The 19,275-nt window shown below is 72.2% G+C and carries 17 protein-coding genes and 1 riboswitch; of the genes, 7 read left to right on the plus strand and 10 right to left on the minus strand.

Features of this window, described 5'->3' with window-relative positions; translation table 11 throughout:
- The first annotated feature begins 46 nt into the window (after positions 1-46).
- A complete protein-coding gene (locus O7617_RS10470) occupies positions 47-811 on the plus strand; it encodes a VOC family protein (protein WP_282263147.1) in 765 nt (254 codons plus the stop codon).
- Here O7617_RS10470 and O7617_RS10475 read toward each other — a convergent pair.
- From O7617_RS10475 to O7617_RS10490, 4 genes are all read right to left on the minus strand, one after another.
- Positions 761-1,660, minus strand: a complete 900-nt coding sequence (locus tag O7617_RS10475; RefSeq protein ID WP_282263148.1) for an ABC transporter ATP-binding protein — start codon at positions 1,658-1,660, stop codon at positions 761-763. The two genes, O7617_RS10470 and O7617_RS10475, sit on opposite strands and share 51 nt — an antisense overlap.
- Positions 1,657-2,754: an iron ABC transporter permease gene (locus tag O7617_RS10480; RefSeq protein WP_282263149.1), complete on the minus strand. Its 1,098-nt coding sequence runs from the start codon at positions 2,752-2,754 to the stop codon at positions 1,657-1,659. Before O7617_RS10480 ends, O7617_RS10475 begins: the two co-directional genes overlap by 4 nt.
- A 13-nt stretch (positions 2,755-2,767) precedes the next feature.
- Positions 2,768-3,697, minus strand: a complete 930-nt coding sequence (locus O7617_RS10485) for an ABC transporter substrate-binding protein (protein WP_282263150.1) — start codon at positions 3,695-3,697, stop codon at positions 2,768-2,770.
- Positions 3,698-3,789: 92 nt separating this feature from the next.
- A riboswitch (cobalamin riboswitch) is annotated at positions 3,790-3,927 on the minus strand.
- 123 nt (positions 3,928-4,050) lie between these two features.
- Positions 4,051-5,928, minus strand: a complete 1,878-nt coding sequence (locus tag O7617_RS10490) for a M14 family metallopeptidase (protein WP_282263151.1) — start codon at positions 5,926-5,928, stop codon at positions 4,051-4,053.
- Between the two features lie 211 nt (positions 5,929-6,139).
- Between O7617_RS10490 and O7617_RS10495 the strand changes: the two genes are divergently transcribed.
- Positions 6,140-7,477 (plus strand): C39 family peptidase, encoded by a 1,338-nt coding sequence (locus O7617_RS10495; RefSeq protein ID WP_282263152.1) that lies wholly within the window; start codon positions 6,140-6,142, stop codon positions 7,475-7,477.
- A gap of 93 nt (positions 7,478-7,570) precedes the next feature.
- Here the strand turns inward: O7617_RS10495 and O7617_RS10500 are convergent, their stop codons facing one another.
- The 3 genes from O7617_RS10500 to mqnE form a co-directional block, all read right to left on the minus strand.
- Positions 7,571-7,852, minus strand: coding sequence for a DUF4229 domain-containing protein (locus tag O7617_RS10500; RefSeq protein ID WP_282263153.1), 282 nt, complete (start codon positions 7,850-7,852; stop codon positions 7,571-7,573).
- Positions 7,853-7,925: 73 nt separating this feature from the next.
- Positions 7,926-8,381, minus strand: a complete 456-nt coding sequence (locus tag O7617_RS10505) for a hypothetical protein (RefSeq protein WP_282263154.1) — start codon at positions 8,379-8,381, stop codon at positions 7,926-7,928.
- A 23-nt stretch (positions 8,382-8,404) separates the two neighbouring features.
- Positions 8,405-9,574: an aminofutalosine synthase MqnE gene (mqnE, locus tag O7617_RS10510; RefSeq protein WP_282263155.1), complete on the minus strand. Its 1,170-nt coding sequence runs from the start codon at positions 9,572-9,574 to the stop codon at positions 8,405-8,407.
- A gap of 239 nt (positions 9,575-9,813) precedes the next feature.
- Between mqnE and O7617_RS10515 the strand changes: the two genes are divergently transcribed.
- The 4 genes from O7617_RS10515 (at position 9,814) to O7617_RS10530 (ending at position 16,119) form a co-directional block, all read left to right on the plus strand.
- Positions 9,814-11,373: an NlpC/P60 family protein gene (locus O7617_RS10515; protein ID WP_282263156.1), complete on the plus strand. Its 1,560-nt coding sequence runs from the start codon at positions 9,814-9,816 to the stop codon at positions 11,371-11,373.
- 114 nt (positions 11,374-11,487) lie between these two features.
- Positions 11,488-13,218: a hypothetical protein gene (locus tag O7617_RS10520; protein ID WP_282263157.1), complete on the plus strand. Its 1,731-nt coding sequence runs from the start codon at positions 11,488-11,490 to the stop codon at positions 13,216-13,218.
- A gap of 197 nt (positions 13,219-13,415) precedes the next feature.
- The gene (locus O7617_RS10525) at positions 13,416-15,392 is read left to right on the plus strand and encodes a DEAD/DEAH box helicase (protein WP_282263158.1); all 1,977 of its coding nucleotides are present in this window, start codon (positions 13,416-13,418) and stop codon (positions 15,390-15,392) included.
- 106 nt (positions 15,393-15,498) lie between these two features.
- Positions 15,499-16,119 carry a putative glycolipid-binding domain-containing protein gene (locus O7617_RS10530; RefSeq protein WP_282264698.1) on the plus strand — a complete coding sequence of 207 codons (621 nt, stop codon included), beginning with the start codon at positions 15,499-15,501 and terminating at the stop codon, positions 16,117-16,119.
- A gap of 60 nt (positions 16,120-16,179) precedes the next feature.
- Here O7617_RS10530 and O7617_RS10535 read toward each other — a convergent pair whose 3' ends face one another.
- Genes O7617_RS10535 through O7617_RS10545 form a run of 3 tightly spaced genes read right to left on the minus strand, consistent with a single transcriptional unit; the run spans position 16,180 to position 18,643 of the window.
- A complete protein-coding gene (locus O7617_RS10535) occupies positions 16,180-17,271 on the minus strand; it encodes a PLP-dependent cysteine synthase family protein (protein WP_282263159.1) in 1,092 nt (363 codons plus the stop codon).
- A 32-nt stretch (positions 17,272-17,303) separates the two neighbouring features.
- On the minus strand, positions 17,304-18,134 hold the full coding sequence (locus O7617_RS10540; RefSeq protein ID WP_282263160.1) for an SDR family NAD(P)-dependent oxidoreductase: 831 nt from the start codon (positions 18,132-18,134) through the stop codon (positions 17,304-17,306).
- 50 nt (positions 18,135-18,184) lie between these two features.
- The gene (locus O7617_RS10545; protein WP_196920624.1) at positions 18,185-18,643 is read right to left on the minus strand and encodes an Lrp/AsnC family transcriptional regulator; all 459 of its coding nucleotides are present in this window, start codon (positions 18,641-18,643) and stop codon (positions 18,185-18,187) included.
- A 270-nt stretch (positions 18,644-18,913) separates the two neighbouring features.
- Between O7617_RS10545 and O7617_RS10550 the strand changes: the two genes are divergently transcribed.
- On the plus strand, positions 18,914-19,180 hold the full coding sequence (locus tag O7617_RS10550; RefSeq protein WP_007454516.1) for a BldC family transcriptional regulator: 267 nt from the start codon (positions 18,914-18,916) through the stop codon (positions 19,178-19,180).
- Positions 19,181-19,275: the final 95 nt, after the last annotated feature.

Consider the following 19,275-nt stretch of genomic DNA (forward strand, 5'->3'; position numbering starts at 1 on the left):
CCGCAGGGGGCCGCCGTGGTCGCCCCGGGGTGAGAGGGGTCCTGACGTGAGCACCGTCCCGCCGGGTACGCCCTGCTGGGCCGACCTGGCCACCCCGGACCTGGGCGACGCGCGGCGCTTCTACCCGGAGCTGTTCGGTTGGACCGGCCGGGTGACACCGGAACCCGAGGCGGGTGGCTACACGGTCTTCCTGCTGGACGGGAAGCCGGTCGCCGGGGCCGGGCCACCGGCGATCCCGGACCAGGTGCCGATCTGGTCGACGTACGTCGCCACCGACGACGCGGAGCTGGTCGCCGGCCGGGTCGAACGGGCCGGTGGGCAGGTCGTCGTACCGCCGTTCGAGGTGTTCGACCGGGGCTGGATGGCCGTCTTCGCCGACCCGGCCGGCGCCACCTTCAGCGTCTGGCAACCCCTGGCGATGACCGGTGCCGAAGTGTTCAACGTGCCGGGCGCGATGAGCTGGAACGAACTGGTCACCCCCGACCCGGAGGGTGCGAAGGTCTTCTACGAGCTGGTGTTCGGCTGGCAGCCGGACGACCAGGCGGTGGGGCCCGTGACGTACACCGGTTGGCGGCTCGGGACGCAGATCGTCGCCGGGATGATGCCGCCGCTGGCCGACGACTTCCCGGCCGACCTGCCCGCGTACTGGACGGTGTACTTCGCGGTCACCGACGCGGACGCCGCCGCGGCCCGCGCCGCCGAGCTGGGCGGAACGATCCTGGTCCCACCCCGGGACATCCCGTCGGGCCGGTTCGCCGCCCTACGCGACCCCCAGGGCGCCCTCTTCTCCGTCATCGACCTGGGGGCCTGACCCACGAGCCCCGAGGGGGTCGGGGCGGGTGGGGCGGACGGGGACCACCAGGGGGCCGTGGGTGCCCGGGACCACCCGGACGCTGGCCCGGTAGTGGGTGGCGAGTAGGTGCTCGGTCAACACCTCGGACGGGGACCCGGCGGCCACCACCCGACCGCCGGCGAGCATCACCATCCGGTCGGCGTACTCGCCGGCCAGGGAGAGGTCGTGCATCGTGGCGAGGACGGTCAGGCCGTGCTCACGGCGCAACTGGTCGACGAGTTCCAGCACCTCCTGCTGGTGACCGATGTCCAGGGCGCTGGTCGGCTCGTCGAGCAGCAGCAGTGTCGCCCCCTGGGCGAGCGCGCGGGCGAGGAACACCCGCTGCCGTTCGCCTCCGGAGAGGGTGGCCAGCTCGCGACGGTGGAAGCCGGTGAGGTCCAGTCGCCCGAGCACCTCGTGCACGGCGTCGAGGTCGGCGGTCGACTCCCGGCCCAGCGTCGGGATGTACGGGGTCCGACCGAGCAGCACGTAGTCCAGCACCGACATGCCGGCCGGCACCACCGGGGACTGTGCCACGGTGGCCACCACCCGGGCGCGGTCCCGGCGGCGCAGCGCCGTGCTCGGCGTACCGAAGAGGGTGATGGCCTCGGGCGCGGCCAGCAGGCCGCCGACGGCGCGCAACAGGGTCGACTTGCCGGCGCCGTTCGGGCCGATCACGGTGACCCACTCGCCGGGGGCGACGGTGAGGTCGACGCCGGTCAGGATCGGCGTGCCGCCGAGGTCGACGTGCAGGCCGCGCACCTCGACGGCGGGTACGCCGCCGGAAGAGGCGGCGGCGGACGGGTCGGCGACGGGTTCGCGGCTCACGTGAGCACCCGCCGGGCGGTGCGCAGCACGATCACGAAGAACGGGCCGCCCAGCAGGGCGGTCACCACTCCGATCGGCACCTCGGCCGGGGCGGCGGCGGTGCGGGCCACCACGTCGGTCAGGGCCAGGAACGCACCGCCGAACAGCAGGGACAACGGCAGGATCATCCGGTAGCTCGACCCGGCGAGCAGCCGGACGGTGTGCGGCACGATGATGCCGACGAAGCCGATCAGGCCGGTGGCGGACACCGCCGCCGCGGTGCCCAGGGAAGCTGCCGCGATCAACAGGTAGCGGGTGCGCTGCGGGTGCAGGCCCAGACTCTTCGCCTCGTCGTCGCCCACGGCCAGGACGTCCAGCTCGCGGCGGTGCAGCAGCACCACCACAGTGGTCAGCACGGCGTACGGGAGCACCAGCAGCACGTCGTGCCAACCGGCGGTGGCGAGCCGACCCAGCAGCCAGGAGTAGACCGGTTGGATGCTGTCGGCGTGCTTCTGCAGCAGGTAGGTCTGCCCGGCGGAGAGGAACGCGGAGACCGCCACCCCGGCCAGGATCAGCATCGCCGGTGAGTGGCTGCGCCCGCCGGCCGCGCCGAGCACGTAGGTCATCGTCACAGCGAGCAGCGACCCGGCGAACGCGGCCAACGGGATGGTCATCGGCAGCCCGGAGATCGCCCCCTCCCGGCCGGCGCCGCCGAGGGCGATCGCCGCGGTGACCGCGAGGCCGGCACCGGCGGCCACCCCCAGGAGGTACGGGTCGGCGAGCGGGTTGCGGAAGACGCCCTGGTAGCAGCCCCCGGCGAGGGCGAGCAGGCCGCCGACGAGCAGGGCCAGCACCACCCGGGGCAGCCGCAACTCGGTGACGATCGCGATCTCCCGCTCGGACAGGCCGCTGTCGAGGTGGACACCCGGGATCAGGTTGAGCAGTTCGGCGGCGACGCTGCCGGCGGGCAGGCTGACCGGCCCGAGGGACACCCCGGCGACGAGCGCGACGAGCACCGCGAACACTCCGGCGACCAGCCAACGCTTGCGCAGCCCGGCGGGCCGGGCCACCGGTGGTGGCCCAGCCGACCGGGCCGCCGACAGCGGCCCGGTCACCGACGGGTCGGGGTCACGCGGGCACCTTGGCGACCGCGTCGATGATGACCCGGAGGAGGTCGACGACGCGCGGGCCCCAGCGGGAGGCGATGTCGTCGTCCAGCGCGATCACCTGGTTGTTCTTGACCGCGGTGAGCCCGGCCCAGCCGCTGCGCGCCTTGACCGAGTCGGCGTTCTGCTGGCAGCACTTGGAGTCGGCCAGGAAGACGAAGTCCGGGTCGGCCTTGACGACGAACTCCTGGGACAGCTGCGGGTAGCCGCCGTTCTTGCCGTCCGCGTCGGCCGGGTCGGCGATGTTGGTCAGCCCGACCTGGCTGTAGAGCGAGCCGATGAAGGTCTTGCTGGTGGCGCTGTACAGCTCCGGGCCCAGCTCGTGGAAGTAGGTGAGCTTCGTGGTGCGCTGCGGCAGGTCCTTGACCAGCTTGGCGATGTCGTCCTTCATCCGGGTGGCGACGTCGTCGGCCTGGTCGGCGTGCCCGGTGAGCGTGCCCAGCTCGGTGATCTGCCGGTACGAGTCGTCGAGCGTGGTCGCCGCCGGGGTGAGGTAGACCGGGATCTTCAGCTTGGTGAGCTGGTCGACGATCTTGTTGGTGTCGTTGGCGAGGACCACCAGGTCGGGGCTCTTGCCGGCGATGGCCTCGGCGTTGGGCTGGAAGCCGGAGAGGTCGGTCTTGGGCGCGTCGGCCGGGTAGTTGGACTGGTCGTCGACGGCGGTCACCTGCTGACCGGCACCGATGGCGAAGAGCATCTCGGTGGCGGTGGGCGACAGCGAGACGATCTTCTCGGGACGCTTGTCGAGGGTGAGCGCGCCGACCGTGACCGGGTAGGCGGCGGCCGCGGTGCCGGCGCTCGGCTTGTCGTCGGCCTTCTCGGCGCAGGCGCCGAGGGCCAGCGCGGCGACCGCGAGGGTCGCGGCGAAGAGCCGAGGGGTACGTCTGTTCATGGGGGCCTCCTGTCGGTCGAGGAGTGTGGTGCTTCGCCGACAGGGACTTTCGTACGCCCGCCCACGAGGCGCCCTTCCTCGAGAGCGCGTATCGCGACCGATCCGTAGGCGACCTGGCTCGTCCCCACCGGGGGTGAGGCATCACAGTTGCGGGACAGCGCCGGGTTAGCACCGGCTTCGCTGCGGACTGGTCGCTAAGACGGTAGCGCACCGCCACGACGTGCCGGATCGACCAAGGATCGATCGGCACTGGACGATCAACCGGGCCGTCGCGCAGTGCGGGATATGTCCCGGATACGGCACCTCGGAGGCGGGTGGTGGGGCCCCGCCGGGCGGAGCGGGGCCCCACCCGATCAGGAGGACGTGATGGTGACGTTGTCCACAGCCGCCTCTACCAGACTGGCGCCGGAGGCGTCCGCCGCCTCCACCAGGATGCGTACCGACTGGCCGGCGTACGGGCTGAGGTTGAGGCTGGCGACCGCCCAGCTCCCGTTACGGTTGGTGGCCGCGCCGGCCTGGGTGAGCAGCGCGGTGGTACCGCCGTTGTGCACCACGCTCACCCGCAGGTAGTCCGCCGACGAGGCGTTCGAGCCGTGCGCCAGGTACCAGGCCAGCGAGAGCGTCAGCGTGCCGGACGACGGCAGGGTCACCGCCGGGGACCGGGCACTCGTCACACCGCCGTCGACGTCGTAGTCACCGGCTGCCGATCCGGCGAGCCGACCGGTGACCAGGTCGTTGGAACCGGCGTACGGGGTGAGCTGCTTGGCGCCGGAGGAGGTGGTCGCCTGGGCGGTACCCCGTTCGAACGCGCCGACCGTGGCGGTGTCGGTGCCGGACGGGTTGACGGTCCAGCCGGTGGCCGTCTCGAAGGTGTCCGACCAGACCGTGGTGCCACCACCACCGCCGCAGTACTGCGCCTGCTTGCCGATCGCCCGGTACGGGCAGTCGGCGTACTCGCTGAGCATCAGCACCGCCTCCCGGTTGCGCGAGGTCTGCGCGGGGATCACCTCGTCGGGCGGGTAGAAGCCGCCGCCGCCGGACGAGCCGGGATACATCTCGAAGGTGTACGCCCAGATGTTGTGGGTGGCCCACATCCAGTCGATGCTGTCCCCGTCGGTGATGTAGAGGTCGCTGGACTGCTGCGGTGTGTAGTTGTTGGTGGCCGCCATCTGCTGCCCGATGGTGGCGAAGGTGTTGTACTGGTCCGCGCTCATGCCCGCCGCGGTGTTCGCCGTGGTGTAGCCGTACGGCCAGAGCACCAGCTGCGAGTACGTGTGGAAGTCGATGTTCGCCTTGATCTGCTGCACGCCGCCGACCACCCGGCCGTTGACGAAGTTGCGTAGCGCCTGCGTCTCGGGCGCGGAGAACGCCGACGGCCCCCGGTAGGTCTCCGACGAGGTGCTGCCGGACGAGCCGCCGCAGCAACCCCAGTTGTAGGACCAGTTGCGGTTCAGGTCGGTGCCCACGTTGGACGAACCGCTGTTGGGCTGCCGGTTCTTGCGCCAGGACCGGTACGACCCGGTGGCGATGTCGTACTCGCTGCCGTCCGGGTTGACCGTCGGCACGATCCAGATCTCCCGACTGTTGACGATGTTGGTGATCCGGGAGTCGCCGCCGTAGCTGTCGGTGAAGAGGTTGAGCAGGTAGATCGCCATCTCGACGGTCAGGTGCTCACGGGCGTGCTGTTGGGCGTTGAACAGGATCTCCGGTTCACTCTCGTCGGTGCCGACGTTGTCGGAGATCTTCACCGCCATCAGGTCGCGGCCCTCGTACGACGATCCGATGCTGATCTTGCGGGCGATCGCCGGATGGTCGGCGACGACCTGGTTCACGACGGCGGTCAGTTCGGCGTAGTCGTGGTAGTTGGAGTCGGCGGGCGGGAAGGCCAGCGTGCCGATCTCACCGGCGCCGCGCTCGGCGTTGGGCGGCGGGGCCAGGGGTTCCAGCCGGAAGCCGAGCTTGCCGATCGCGGCGGCCTCGGCGGCGGTCGCCGAGATGTGCAGCACACCGTGCTCGGAGTAGTCGATGGCGGCTCCGGTGCGGGCCACCGCGTTGCGGTCGGCGAGGGTCCGGGGCCCGAGCACCCGGTAGCCGGCGGCGGCCGACTCGGCGGTCCGGTCCGGCGCCGGCTGGGCGGCGACGGGGCCGGTGGCGACGGTGACGATTCCCAGCCCGGCGACGACGGCGAGCACCAGGACGCGGCGGAGGGGGTTGGACGTGCGGAGGGCCATGGACTACCTCCTCGATGGGCGGGAGATCCCGCTCGGTGAAGGACACTTCACCACCTGTCACATGGTCATATCAATATCGATCGCTGGCTTGTCCATCCCGAGCCGATCATCTCGGCGGCAATGATTTTCCACCCACCAACATCTGGCGAAACTTCTCTCCAGGCGGAAAACTGACCAGCGACGATGCCCCTCTCGACACCGCGGAGCACCAATGGCCAGATCCCGCCTGCACGCGGCCGCCCTCGCCGGCGTCACCGCGTTCACCCTGCTCGCCACCGCCGCGCCCGCGACAGCGGCCCGCCCACCCGCCGTCAGCCACGACGAGCAGATCACCTTCCAGGACTGGTCCGGGCCCGCCGACTGGCACCGGGGCGACCGGTCCGGCACCCGCGTGGCGCCCGGCCCCCGGTCGGGCCTCACCCTGGCCCGCCCGGCCGGCACCACCGAGTACGCCGACCCGCACACCGGCGTCGCCCGCACCTGGGAGTACGGCACCTGGACCTCACCGGTGACCCGGGTCGGGTTCGACGCCACCGAGCTGATCGCCTCGTGGAACGCGGAGACCCCCGCCGGCACCTGGATCCAGGTGGAGATGCAGGGCAGCTACACCAGCGGTGACCACACCCCGTGGTACGTCATGGGTCGCTGGGCGTCCGGCGACACCGACATCAAGCGGACCAGCGTCGAGCGGCAGGGCGATCCCTGGTCGACGATCTGGACCGACACCTTCAGCATCGACGACGCCGCCGCCGGGGTGCTGCTGCGCTCGTACCAGCTGCGGCTGACCCTCTACCGGGCACCCGGGCAGATCGCCGCGCCGGTGGTCCGGATGCTCGGCGCGATGAGCTCCACGGTGCCGGACCGGTTCACCGTCACGCCGAGCGCCGGGCACATCGCCTGGGGCGTCGAACTGCCGGTGCCGCGCTACTCGCAGAACGTGCACGCCGGGCACTACCCCGAGTACGACGGCGGCGGCGAGGCGTGGTGCTCACCGACCTCCACGGAGATGGTGGTCGAGTACTGGGGTCGTAGGCCGTCGGCGGCCGACACCTCCTGGGTGGACCCGACCTACCCCGACCCGACCGTCAACCACGCGGCCCGGATGACCTACGACTACGCGTACGACGGGGCGGGCAACTGGCCGTTCAACACCGCGTACGCGGCCGGCTTCCCCGGGCTGGAGGGGCGGGTCACCCGACTGCACTCGCTGGACGAGCTGGAGCGGTTCATCGCCGCCGGCATCCCCGTCGTGACCAGCCAGTCCTTCCTCGCCAGCGAGCTGGACGGGGCGAACTACGGCACCTCCGGACACCTTTTCGTGGTGGTCGGCTTCACCGCCGACGGCGACGTGATCGTCAACGACCCCGCCTCGTCCAGCAACGACGTGGTGCGCAACGTCTACAAGCGCGCGCAGTTCGAACAGATCTGGCTGCGGACCAAGCGCACCAACGCCAGCGGCGGCACCTCCGGCGGCAGCGGCGGCATCGCGTACCTGATCAAGCCGGTGTCCAAGCCCTGGCCCAAGGTCAAAGGCTCCACCAACTGGTAAACCCACCCCCACCCCTCGCGCCGCCCGCCCCATCAGGGTCGATCATGAGGTTAGCGGCCGCCACTCGGCGTGTCGTTGCCGCTAACCTCATGATCAACGCGGGGAGTCGGCGGGCGGGTCGGCGGGGTTCTCGTCTTCGCCGGCCAGGGCGGAACGGAGGCGTTCCTTCTCCGCGCGGCGGCGCTCGGTCGCGTCGGCCATCTCCCCGGCCATCTCGTCCCGCCACCCGCGCAGCAGGAAGAAGGAGAGCGCGGCGGAGAAGACCAACGCCAACATCAGCTTCAGGAACACGTTCATGTCGATCAGCCAGAGACCCGCCAGCACGGCGACGAACAGCCCGATCCGGCCCAGCGTGTACTTGAGCGCGGCGCTCACCCGCACCACTCCGTTCTCTCCGTCGCCCGCCGAGGCCGGCGGAACTGTCGATCCGCCCGGTGGGCGGTAGCGGTCAGCCGGTCCGGCGGGCCAGCCAGCGGACGCCCGGGAACCAGACCACCGCGTACGCCACGGTGAACGCCGCCGCCGCCAACGCGCCGGAGAGCAGCGGCGGCAGCCCCGCGCCCAACCCGGCGATCAGCAGACCGACGAACACGCCCACGGCCGCGGCGACCACCGCCGCCAGCACCCGCGCCGCACCGAAATCCCAGGCCCGGAAGTCGTCCCAGAACAGCCACGCCGGCAGGATCACCGCCAGCCAGCCGTTGGTGTGCCCGAAGTCGCCGGCGCCGATCGAGGCGAACGCCCAGTCGAACAACACCAACGCCAACGCGCCGATGACGACCCCGGCCAGGCACACCCCGAGCAGGTCACCCAGGGTGGCGACCCGCCCCTCGGCGTCCCGGCGGGGAAACCCGCCCTGCTGCTCGGAACCGCCGCGCTGCTCGGACCTGCTCTGCTCGGTCATCGACTGCGAGGGTACGTGGTGACTCAGGCCCAGACCTGCTGCGGCTCGGCGCGCCGCTGCGCCAGCGACGGGGCCTTGTCGTACTCCCGGACCACGTTGTAGCGGGTGTCCCGCTCGACCGGCTGGAAACCGGCGTCCCAGATCAGGTGCAGCAGGTCCTCGCGGTGCATGGTGTTCGGGGTGCCGTACGAGTCGGCATCGTGCGTGATCTTGTATTCGACCACCGAGCCGTCCAGGTCGTCCACGCCGAAGTTCAACGAGAGCTGGGCCACCGACAGCCCGTGCATCACCCAGAAGTTCTTCACGTGCGGCACGTTGTCGAAGAGCAGCCGGGAGACGGCGAACGTCTTCAGCGACTCGGCCGGCGACGCCATGGTGGTGCGCGCCTGGATCCGGTTACGGATCTTGCCGTCCGCCGAGTCCACGAAGTCGTGCTGGTAGCGCAACGGAATGAAGACCGCGAACCCGCCGGTCTCGTCCTGGAGCTCGCGCAGCCGCAGCACGTGGTCGACCCGGTGCCGGGGCTCCTCGATGTGGCCGTAGAGCATCGTCGCCGGGGTCTTCATGCCCTTGCTGTGCGCCAGGGCGTGGATGCGCGACCAGTCCTCCCAGTGGCAGGCGTGGTCGACGATGTGCTGCCGGACCTCCCAGTCGAAGATCTCCGCGCCACCGCCGGTGAGCGACTCCAGACCGGCGTCCATCAGCTCGTCGAGGATCTCGTCGGCGCTCAGACCGCTGATCTTCTCGAACCACTGCACCTCGGTCGCGGTGAAGCACTTGAGCTTGACGTTCGGCAGCGCCGCCTTCAGCTCCCGCAACACCTTCGGGTAGTAACGCCAGGGCAGCGTCGGGTGCAGACCGTTGACGATGTGCAGCTCGGTGAGCTGCTCACCCTCCATCTCCTTGGCCTTGCGGACCGCCTCGTCGATGCGCATCGTGTACGCGTCCTTCTCGCCCGGCTTGCGCTGGAACGAGCAGTACGCACAGGACGCCGAGCAGACGTTCGTCAGGTTGAGGTGCCGGTTGACGTTGAACATCACCCGCTCACCGTTCAACTCGGTGCGCTTGTGGTGCGCCAGCCGCCCCAACCAGGTCAGGTCGTCACTCTCGTAGAGGGCGACCCCGTCCTCCCGGGTCAGCCGCTCACCGGCGTACACCTTCGCTTCGAGCTCACGCTTGAGTCCGGCGTCCATGGCACGTCCCTTCCACCTGCGGTCCCGGTCGAGCGTACGTCGGGACGCCGACAGCCCCGGCGGCACGGTCGCCGTGAGCGACCCACTTCACCGGACTCTCAGCCTCCCGTAACCCGGCCACGCATCGACAAGGTTGGCGAGGTGCGGTAGTAACAAGGTGGGGCGGAACACACACACTGGTACCGTCCCGGCGGTCGCGCCCACCGTGCGCGGCGAGGAGCAGCGGGACGGGGAGCGGCATGATCTACAGCGGGCGCGGGCGACGGCAGCGACGACGGAGCCCGGTGATCTCGCCGGTGCTGCGTCCGAAGCTCTGGGCCGCCCTGCTCGGTGCGATCGCCGCCGCCGTGATGGCCACCCCCGCGTACGCCGAGCCCGGTATTCCCACGACGGTGCCGGACGCCGGCGCCCGACCGCCGGCCATCGGCACCGTCCAACTGCCCGGCGGCCCACCCGTCGCCGGCGTCCCGGCGCCGCCGGTGGGCACCATCGGCACCGGCCCGCTGGCCGCGCAGATCTACGCCGGCGAAGCTCAGGTCGGCACACTCGGCGACGCGCTTCTGAAGATCAAACAGAAGCAGTCCGACGCGAAAGCCCAGGTGGAGTCCGCCGGCAAGGTGCTTGCCAGCGCTCAGGACGCCCTGCTTCGAGCACAACAGGTGGCTGACGCGGCAGCCGCCGAGGCCGTCAAGGCAGCCGCCGCGCTGCCGCCCGGTGACCTCGCCGAGGACATCCGAGAGCTGAGCCGCCTCCAGCAGATCACCCGCGGCGAGAAGGTCGACGGCGGCACCACCGGCGTGGCCGGAGGGCTGTCCCGGGCCCGCGCCGCCGAGCAGGAGGCGTACCAGAAGCACGCCGAGGCCAAGAACCTGCTCGCCGCCGCCGACGCGGAGTTCACCGCGAGCGAGACGGCGCTGCGCACTGCCGAGGCGAGCCTGCTCAAGTTGCGCCGCGACAACGCCGCCCAACTGATCGAGATCGAACGTCAGCAGGAGGCCGCCGAGCAGCAGTACGGTGCCGGCTACGTCGCCAACCAGAGCATCAGCGGCATGGCCGCGCACCCCCGGGCACTGGCCGCGGTCCGGTACGCGCTGGCGCAGCTCGGCGACCCGTACAAGTGGTCCGAGGAGGGGCCGGACGAGTTCGACTGCTCCGGTCTGATGTGGGCGGCGTACCGGTCTCCCGGCGCCGACTACTTCGACCTGCCCCGGGTCTCCCGGGACCAGTACGCCGCCACCCGGGCCCGGACCGTGCCGCAGGGCGCGCTGCTCCCCGGCGATCTGCTCTTCTTCGCCTCCGGCAGCAGTTGGACGACGATCCACCACGTCGGCATGTACATCGGCAACGGCAAGATGGTGCAGGCACCCACCACCGGCGACGTCGTCAAGATCTCGGTCGTCCGCTGGTCCCGGCTGTACGCCGCGACCCGGGTGATCGGCGCGGTACCGGCGCCGATCGTGACGGTTCCGACTCCGCCGGTCTCGACGCCCAGCACGACGCCCACCCCCAAGCCGACGCCCACCAAGTCCGCCACCCCGACGCCGACGCCGACCAAGTCCGCGACCGCGACGCCGACGCCCACCAAGACCACCACCCCGACGCCGACGCCGACCGGCAGCGCGACTCTGACGCCGACGCCGACGCCGACCAAGACCACCAACCCGACCAACACGCCGACCACGCTGCCCTCGGCGCCCACCAGCGCGCCGAACACGACGACGCCGCCGACCACGCCGAAGGCCACCACGAGCGCTACCGGCGGCAGCAACCCGACGGGCAGCGCCAGCGCCACCGGTTGATCCGCCACGACCCGCTCCGGCTGTCCGCTCGGGACGATCTGTGGCACGGTGACAACCAGGCACATCCGACTCGACGTCACGGGTCCGGGTGCGAGCATGGCGCGGAGGGCGGAGATGGCCGAGCAGAGAGATCCGGCGGAGACTGTCGACCCCGTGGTCGACCGAGCCGACCCGCCAGGGCTCGGCGGCGCCGACCCGGTGTCCGACCCGCCGTCGTCCACCGACCCCGTGACCTCGCGGGCTGACCCGGTCCTCAGCGACGCGGCCCAGGCCGCGCGAACCGACACCGCGTCCCCCGCCGACACCGCGTCTCCCGACAGCTCCGCCGACACCGGAGACGCCGCCGAAGCCCCGGCCGCTCCCGCCGAGGCCACGGCCCAGGCGACGCGGACCGAAACCGCTGACCAGGCGACCCCCACCGAGACCGCCGGCCAGGCGACCCCCACCGAAACCGGCGGCCAGGCGATCTCCGCCCGAGCCACGGGCCAGGCGATCCCCACCGAAACCGGCGGCCAGGCGACGCCCACCGAGGCCACGGGCCACGCGATCCCCACCGAAACCGGCGGCCAGGCGATCTCCGCCCGGGCCACGGGCCAGGCGATGCCCGCCGAGGTCCGCCCGGAGCAGGCCGCCGCGCCGGTACGGGCCCGCGCCAGCGTCGCGACCGCCGGGGCGTCCCGCAGCGACCTCCCGGCCAGCGCCCCGGCCAGCGCGACCACCTACCGCGCGACCGGCTCGGCCGACGTCGCGGTCCCCGGGCAGCGCAACGAGTCGCCCGCACCGGCCCGGGCCAGCGCCACCGTTCCCAGCAGCAGCCGCGTCGCGGCCGGTGCGATCGGCACCCCGGACCCGCGGGCCAGCACACCGACCGTCTACGGAGCCGGGCCGGTGAATCCCGAGCCGCCCGAGCCCGCGCAACCGCCGGAGCCCGCCCAACCGCCGCAGCCGTCGACTCCCGAGCCGGAGCCGACGCCTCCGCCGCCCGGCCCCGGGCCGACCCAGCCGGCACCACCCGAGCCGGAACCCGCACCGACGCCGGGTCCGTACCCGCCCGGGCCGATGCCGACGCCGCAGCCCCGACCCACGCCGCCGCCCGGTCCGGTCCCGCCGGTCCCCGGCCCGCCCGTACCCCCGCCCTCACCGGTGCCGCCCATTCCGGGTCCGCCGTCTCCGCCCGTCCCCGGGCCGCCCGTTCCGCCACCCGGACCGCCCGTGCCCGCACCACCGGCGCCACCCGGCCCGATGCCGGCACCGCCGTTCCCGCCGCCGCCCGCGATGGGCGACACGCCCGGCGTACGCGCGACCGCGTCGGTCTCCGCACCGCCGGCCGGATGGGCCGCCACCGCCGAGACGACACGCTCGACGTCAGGCGGCGGGTGGGCCGAGACACCCGTCTCCGCACCGCCGGTGGTGCCGGCCCCCGCCCTGCCGAGTTGGCCGCCGTCCAGCGTCGGCGCTCCCCCGTCCACCGGAAGCGGCACCGGGAACACCCGGACCACCGGGCCGACCGCCAGGTCGGAGGTCGATTCCGGCCCGGGTCCGGCCGGTGTTCGTGACGGGCGACGCGGCGGCTCCGACCTGGCCGGCACCGTCTACGGCAGCGGTGAGGGGCCGGGCTTCACCACGATCGCGATGCCCACCAACGCGGTGGAGACGTCCGGCTCGCTGACCGGGCACATCCTGGCCCAGGGCTGGGCGGACACGCCGGCCGAGCGATCCCGCAACACGCGTGTGGTGATCGTTCTGGTCGCCGCGCTGGGGCTGCTGGTCGCGATCAGCGTCATGATCGTCCTGCTCGCCGGCGACGTGTTGGACGGTCTGGTGGGCGGCGCGCTCAACGGGTGAGCCGCCGAGTGGACGCGATGGTGAGTCCGCCCACTACGGTCGCGCAACCGGCTGGCGGGTTCGTCGGACCGCCGTACACTGGCTTAGATCACTGACCCGGCGCGCGTGGTGCGCGCCCCTGGGCGATCTTGCGGGCGATCCGGCGGCACAGCCGCGGCAGGCCATCGCGAAGATGCGCCCCGCTCGAAAGGCTTTTGTTGACCACCTCTGCTGACTCCAGCACCGTCACGTCCGTTTTCGACCCCACCCCGGCGACCGACGCCGCCGATTCCATCGACTTCGCCGCGCTCGGTCTGCCCGAGCCGCTGGTCCGCGCCTTGGCGCGGCAGGGCATCACCAGCCCGTTCGAGATCCAGCGGGCCACCATGCCGGACGCGCTCGCCGGCCGGGACGTGCTGGGCCGTGGGCAGACCGGTTCGGGCAAGACGCTCGCGTTCGGCCTGCCGCTGCTGGCCCGCGTCGCCGCCGCCGAGCCGGCCCGCCCGATGCGTCCGCGCGCCCTCGTCCTGGTCCCGACCCGCGAGTTGGCCATGCAGGTCAACGACGCTCTGCTGCCGCTGGGCAAGGCGCTCAACGTGTTCCTGAAGACCGCCGTCGGCGGTGTGCCGTACGACCGTCAGATCGACGCGCTGCGGCGCGGCGTGGAGATCATCGTGGCCACCCCCGGTCGGCTCGGTGACCTCATCGAGCGGGGCATCTGCCAGCTCGACGACGTCGAGGTCACGGTGCTCGACGAGGCCGACCAGATGGCCGACATGGGCTTCCTGCCCGAGGTGACCGAACTGCTGGCGAAGACGCCCGCGAACGGTCAGCGGCTGCTCTTCTCGGCCACCCTTGACGGTGACGTCGACGCGTTGGTCAAGCGGTTCATGAACGACCCGGTGACCCACTCGACGGCGCCGTCGACCGCGTCGGTGTCCACCATGGACCACCACATGTTGTTGATCCCGCCGCACGAGAAGTTCCCGGTGGCGGCGTCGATCGCCGCTCGGGACGGCCGGACGATGGTCTTCGCGCGTACGCAGCTCGGGGTGGATCGGCTGGTCGAGCAGCTCGCCGCGGTCGGGGTACGCGCCGGTGGGCTGCACGGCGGCAAGACCCAGCGGATGCGCACCAAGACCCTCGCCGAGTTCCGGGAGGGCCGGATGAACGTGCTGGTCGCCACGGACGTGGCGGCTCGGGGCATCCACGTCGACGGGGTCACCCTGGTCCTGCACGTCGACCCGCCGAAGGACCCGAAGGACTACCTGCACCGGGCCGGGCGCACCGCCCGGGCCGGTGAGTCGGGCGCGGTCGCCACGCTGGTGCTGCCCAAGCAGCGCCGCACCACCCTGGCGATGATGGAGAAGGCCGGCGTCGCGCCGGCCGAGACCCGGGTCCGGGTCGGCGACCAGGCGTTGGCCGAGCTGGTCGGGGCGCGGGAGCCCAGCGGTGTTCCGGTTCGCGTCGAGGCCGAGCCACGCGGCTACGGTGACCGCTCGGGCGGCCCGCGCCGATTCGGTGACCGCACGGGCGGCGACCGCCGCTACGGCGACCGCCCGCAGGGCGAGCGCCGCTACAGCGACCGGCCCACCGGCGAGCGGCGTTACAGCGACCGTCCGCAGGGTGAGCGCCGCTACGGCGACCGACCGACCGGCGACCGGAACTACGGCGACCGCCCGCAGGGCGAGCGGCGCTTCAGTGACCGACCCACCGGCGAGCGCCGCTTCGGCGACCGGCAGCACGGTGACCGGCAGCACGGTGACCGTCCGCAGGGCGAGCGGCGCTACGGCGACCGCCCCACCGGCGACCGGAGTTACGGTGACCGGCCCGGTGGCGAGCGGCGTTACGCCGATCGCGACTCCCGGGGCTACGGCGACCGGCCGCAGGGCGAGCGCCGGTTCGGTGACCGGCCACAGTTCGGTGACCGGGACGGCCGGGGTGACCGGCCGACCGGCGAGCGGCGCTTCGGTGACCGGCCGCAGGGCGAGCGCCGCTTCGGTGACCGGCCACAGGGCGAGCGGCGCTTCGGTGACCGCGACGAGCGGCGGTTCGGCGATCGGGACTTTCGGGGCGGCTTCCGCCCGGAGGGCCGCGGTCGGGACGACCGTCCCCGCGACGACCGTGCCCGTGACGACCGTCCGCGCGACGACCGGCGCGGTTTCGGCGGGCGACCGCCGGTGCGTACCCACTGATCTGCTGATCCACTGAACGCCGTCGCGGAGCGCACGCTTCGCGGCGGCGTTCGCGCATGCCCTGCCGAGGCGGGCCGGGTCGCGTAACGTCCGGCTCATGCCGACCATGCCGCAGTCAATCTTCTGGTCCCGGACGGACACCGCCGGCAGCGAGCAGGTCCTCTTCGACGACAGCCGCGGGTTGGCGGCCCGGGGCACGCTGCTCGCCGTGGACCCGATCCCGTGGACCGCCCGCTACCAACTGACCACGGCACCGGACTGGTCCACCGCCCGGGTCGAGGTCGAGGTCGAAGGGCTGGGCTGGCAGCGCAGGGTGACCCTGGAGCGGACGGCTGACCGGTGGCGGGTGACCACCGCGGAACAGGGCGACCTGGACCGGGCCCTGGTCGACGCCGGTCATCCCCGGGCCGGCCTGCCGGGCACCGACGACCCGGACCGGCTGGCCGACGCGCTCGACGTCGACCTCAGCGGCTCGCCGCTGTTCAACACCCTGCCGGTCCATCGGCTCGGGCTGGCCGCCGAGCCGGCCGACATGGCACACCGGATCACCGTCGCCTGGGTGCTGCTGCCCGGTCTGGAGGTGGTGCCGGCCGAGCAGATCTACACCGGGCTCGGGCCGGGCCGGGTGCGCTTCGCCAGCGGCACCTTCACCGCCGACATCGATCTGGACGACAACGGCTACGTGGTGCGCTACCCCGGGCTGGCGGAGCGGATCGACCCGCGCTGAACGCCGGCCGATCGGTCGCGCCCGCGCCCCAGGTCAGCCGACCGCTCGCGCCCGCGCGGCTCAGGCGGGCCAGGTGCCGCTGGTCAGGAAGCGGTCGATGGTGGCCAGGTGCGGCGTCAGGTCGAGGCCCTGGGCGGCCACCCAGCCGTCGGAGTAGTAGGTGTCCGCGTACCGGTCGCCCGGATCGCAGATCAGGGTGACGACCGAACCGGTCCGGCCCTCGGCGAGCATCGCGGCGATCAGGCCGAACGCGCCCCACAGGTTGGTGCCGGTGGAGCCGCCCACCCGGCGGCCGAGCACCGCCGAGCCGGCGCGCATGGCGGCCAGTGACGCCGCGTCCGGGACCTGGACCATCCGGTCCACCACGGAGGGCAGGAACGATGCCTCCACGGTGGGACGGCCGATCCCTTCGATCCGGGAGCCCTTCCCGGTACGCACCGACCAGTCGGCGGCCAGCCACGCCGGGTAGAACGCCGAGTTCTCCGGGTCGACCACGCAGAGCTTGGTGGCGAGTCGGCGGTACCGGGCGTACCGGCCGATCGTCGCGCTGGTGCCCCCGGTGCCGGCGCCCACCACGACCCAGGTGGGGATCGGGTGCCGTTCCAGCTCGAGCTGGGCGTAGATCGACTCGGCGATGTTGTTGTTGCCCCGCCAGTCGGTCGCCCGCTCGGCGTAGGTGAACTGGTCCATGAAGTGCCCACCGGAGTCCTCGGCCAGCCACCGGGCCTCGACCACCACGCTGGCGGGGTCGTCCACCAGGTGACACCGGCCGCCCTGGAACTCGATCTGCGCGACCTTCTCAGGCGAGGTGGAGGCGGGCATCACCGCGATGAAGGGCAGACCGAGCATGCGGGCGAAGTACGCCTCGGAGACCGCCGTGGAGCCCGACGACGCCTCGACGATCGTGGTGCGTGGCCCGATCCAGCCGTTGCAGAGGCCGTAGAGGAACAGGGAGCGGGCCAGCCGGTGCTTCAGTGAGCCGGTGGGGTGCGAGGACTCGTCCTTGAGGTAGAGGTCGATCCCCCACGCCCGGGGCAGCGGGAACGGGAGCAGGTGGGTGTCGGCCGAACGGTTCGCGTCCGCCTCGACGGCGGCGATCGCCTCCGTCACCCAGGTTCGGCTGGCCTCGTCGCACCGGTCGAGATGAGTCACGCCGGAAACCTAGCAAGCAGGTCAGGTGCCGGTCAGGGCCGGTCCGGCCGGGTGCTCCGGCGGTGTTGACGACGTTGACCGGCGCGGCCGGCGGCCTGGACGAGCGGGGTCAGCGCGATGGCCAGCCGGGGCAGGGCGTCCAGCAGTCGCACCTGCGCTCCCCGCCACCGGGGCAGGCTGACCACCGGGCGTGGCCGGTGGGCCAACCGGACCGCTCGGGCGGCCACCTGCTGAGCGGTCAACATCGACCCGGTGAAGGAGGCCACCGCGCCCGGGTCGTCCAGCCGGTCGTGCAGCATCGGGGTCCAGATGCCGTCCGGGCAGAGGCAGGAGACGTGCACCCGCCGGTATCCCGCGATCCGCAGGTCGGACAGGGTGCCCAGGCTGAATGCCAGTAGGGCGTGCTTGCTGGCCGCGTACACCGTCTCGCCGGGCGCGGCGATCAGCCCGGCCAGCGAGACGACGTTCAGCACGTGGCCGTGGCCCTGACCGCGCATCACGGCCAGCGCGGCGAGGGTGCCGTTCATGGCGCCGAGGGCGTTGACGTCGAACATCCGGCGGCGGGTCGGCCCGTCGTGCTCCCAGGACGGCCCGGTGGTCAGGACACCGGCGTTGTTGACCCAGAGGGCGAGGTCGCCTCGGTCTGCCGCGCTCGCGGCGACGGCGGCGCAGGCGTCATCGTCCCGGACGTCCAGGGCTGCCGACCAACCGCCGAGGGGTGCTGCGGCGGCGGCCACCGCCTCCGGGTCGAGGTCGGTGAGCAACACCGTCCAGCCGTCGGCGTGCAGCGCGGTCGCGATGGCGCGGCCGAGACCGCCGGCAGCGCCGGTCACCACTGCCACGCGAGGTCCCGGCGGGGTCATCGGCGCACGCTACCGCCGGCCGACCGGGCGACACCAGGGGTACGCGGCGGTCAGGCCGCAGGCGGGCCGACCGGCTGCGGGCGGTTCTCCCACTTGGTGGAGAGGGCGATGGCGGTACGGGTGGAGGCCACCCCGGGTGTCCGGTTCAACCGCACGATCAACTGCTCCAACTCGGCGATCGTGCCGACCCGGGCCTTGAGCAGGAACGACTCGACGCCGGCCATGAAGTAGCAGGACTCGATCTCGGGCAGCACCCGCAGCGACTCGAGCATGTCGTCGGTGTCGGCGCCGGAGTCCTCGACGATGCCGATCAACGCGGTGACACCCAGCCCGATCGACTCCGGGGCGACGTCCGCCCGGTAGCCCCGGACCACGCCGCTGCTCTCCAACTTGCCGACCCGTTCGTGCACGGCCGGAGCCGAGAGGCCCACCTGTCGGGCCAGCTCGGCGTACGAGAGGCGGGCGTTGCCGCGCAGCAGGTCGACGAGATTCAGGTCGATGGCGTCCACAGAGAGTGACCCTAGCCGCTGAGGCATAACGTGCGGGCTTCGGCATCCGTTGGACTGAGTGGTGAGTCACTGTTGACAAACCGCCGGTCAAGGCGGAGGTCGCACAAGTACCATTACTAACTCCTCACTCAGTGCATTTTTCGCGTTTGGGCGGACAGGTCATGTCCGCGGTGCTGTAATTGCCATACGTCCCTCATGACGGCTCTGGGCTACGCACCAGCCGGGGGCAGTGTGTTCAGCCGGGGGCTTCGTCGACGCGAGGAGGGGGCTGTGGACACTGGAGATCGCCTGCTGACACCGGGTGAGGTCGCCGCGCTGTTTCGGGTAGACCCGAAAACTGTGACGAGATGGGCGGCGGCCGGCCGGATAGGAAGCATCCGGACTCCAGGCGGGCATCGCCGGTTTCGGGAATCCGAGGTGCGGGCCCTGCTTGAGGGGGAGGGCATGCTGGACGAGGTGGACGAGGTCGGAAAGCCACGCAATGTGGGGCCGGCCGCATCCACGGGGCCGGGTCCGGCCAACGCCGGCATGTACTGAACTGGTGCGGACATCGCTACGCGGACCGGACTTCGGCCCGGTCCGCGTCCCGCCTCGGCCGACCACCGGGCGGTCTCGCGGCGCGGGGCGGATGC

It is taken from the genome of Micromonospora sp. WMMD1155 (genome assembly GCF_029581275.1).
Taxonomy (GTDB): domain Bacteria; phylum Actinomycetota; class Actinomycetes; order Mycobacteriales; family Micromonosporaceae; genus Micromonospora.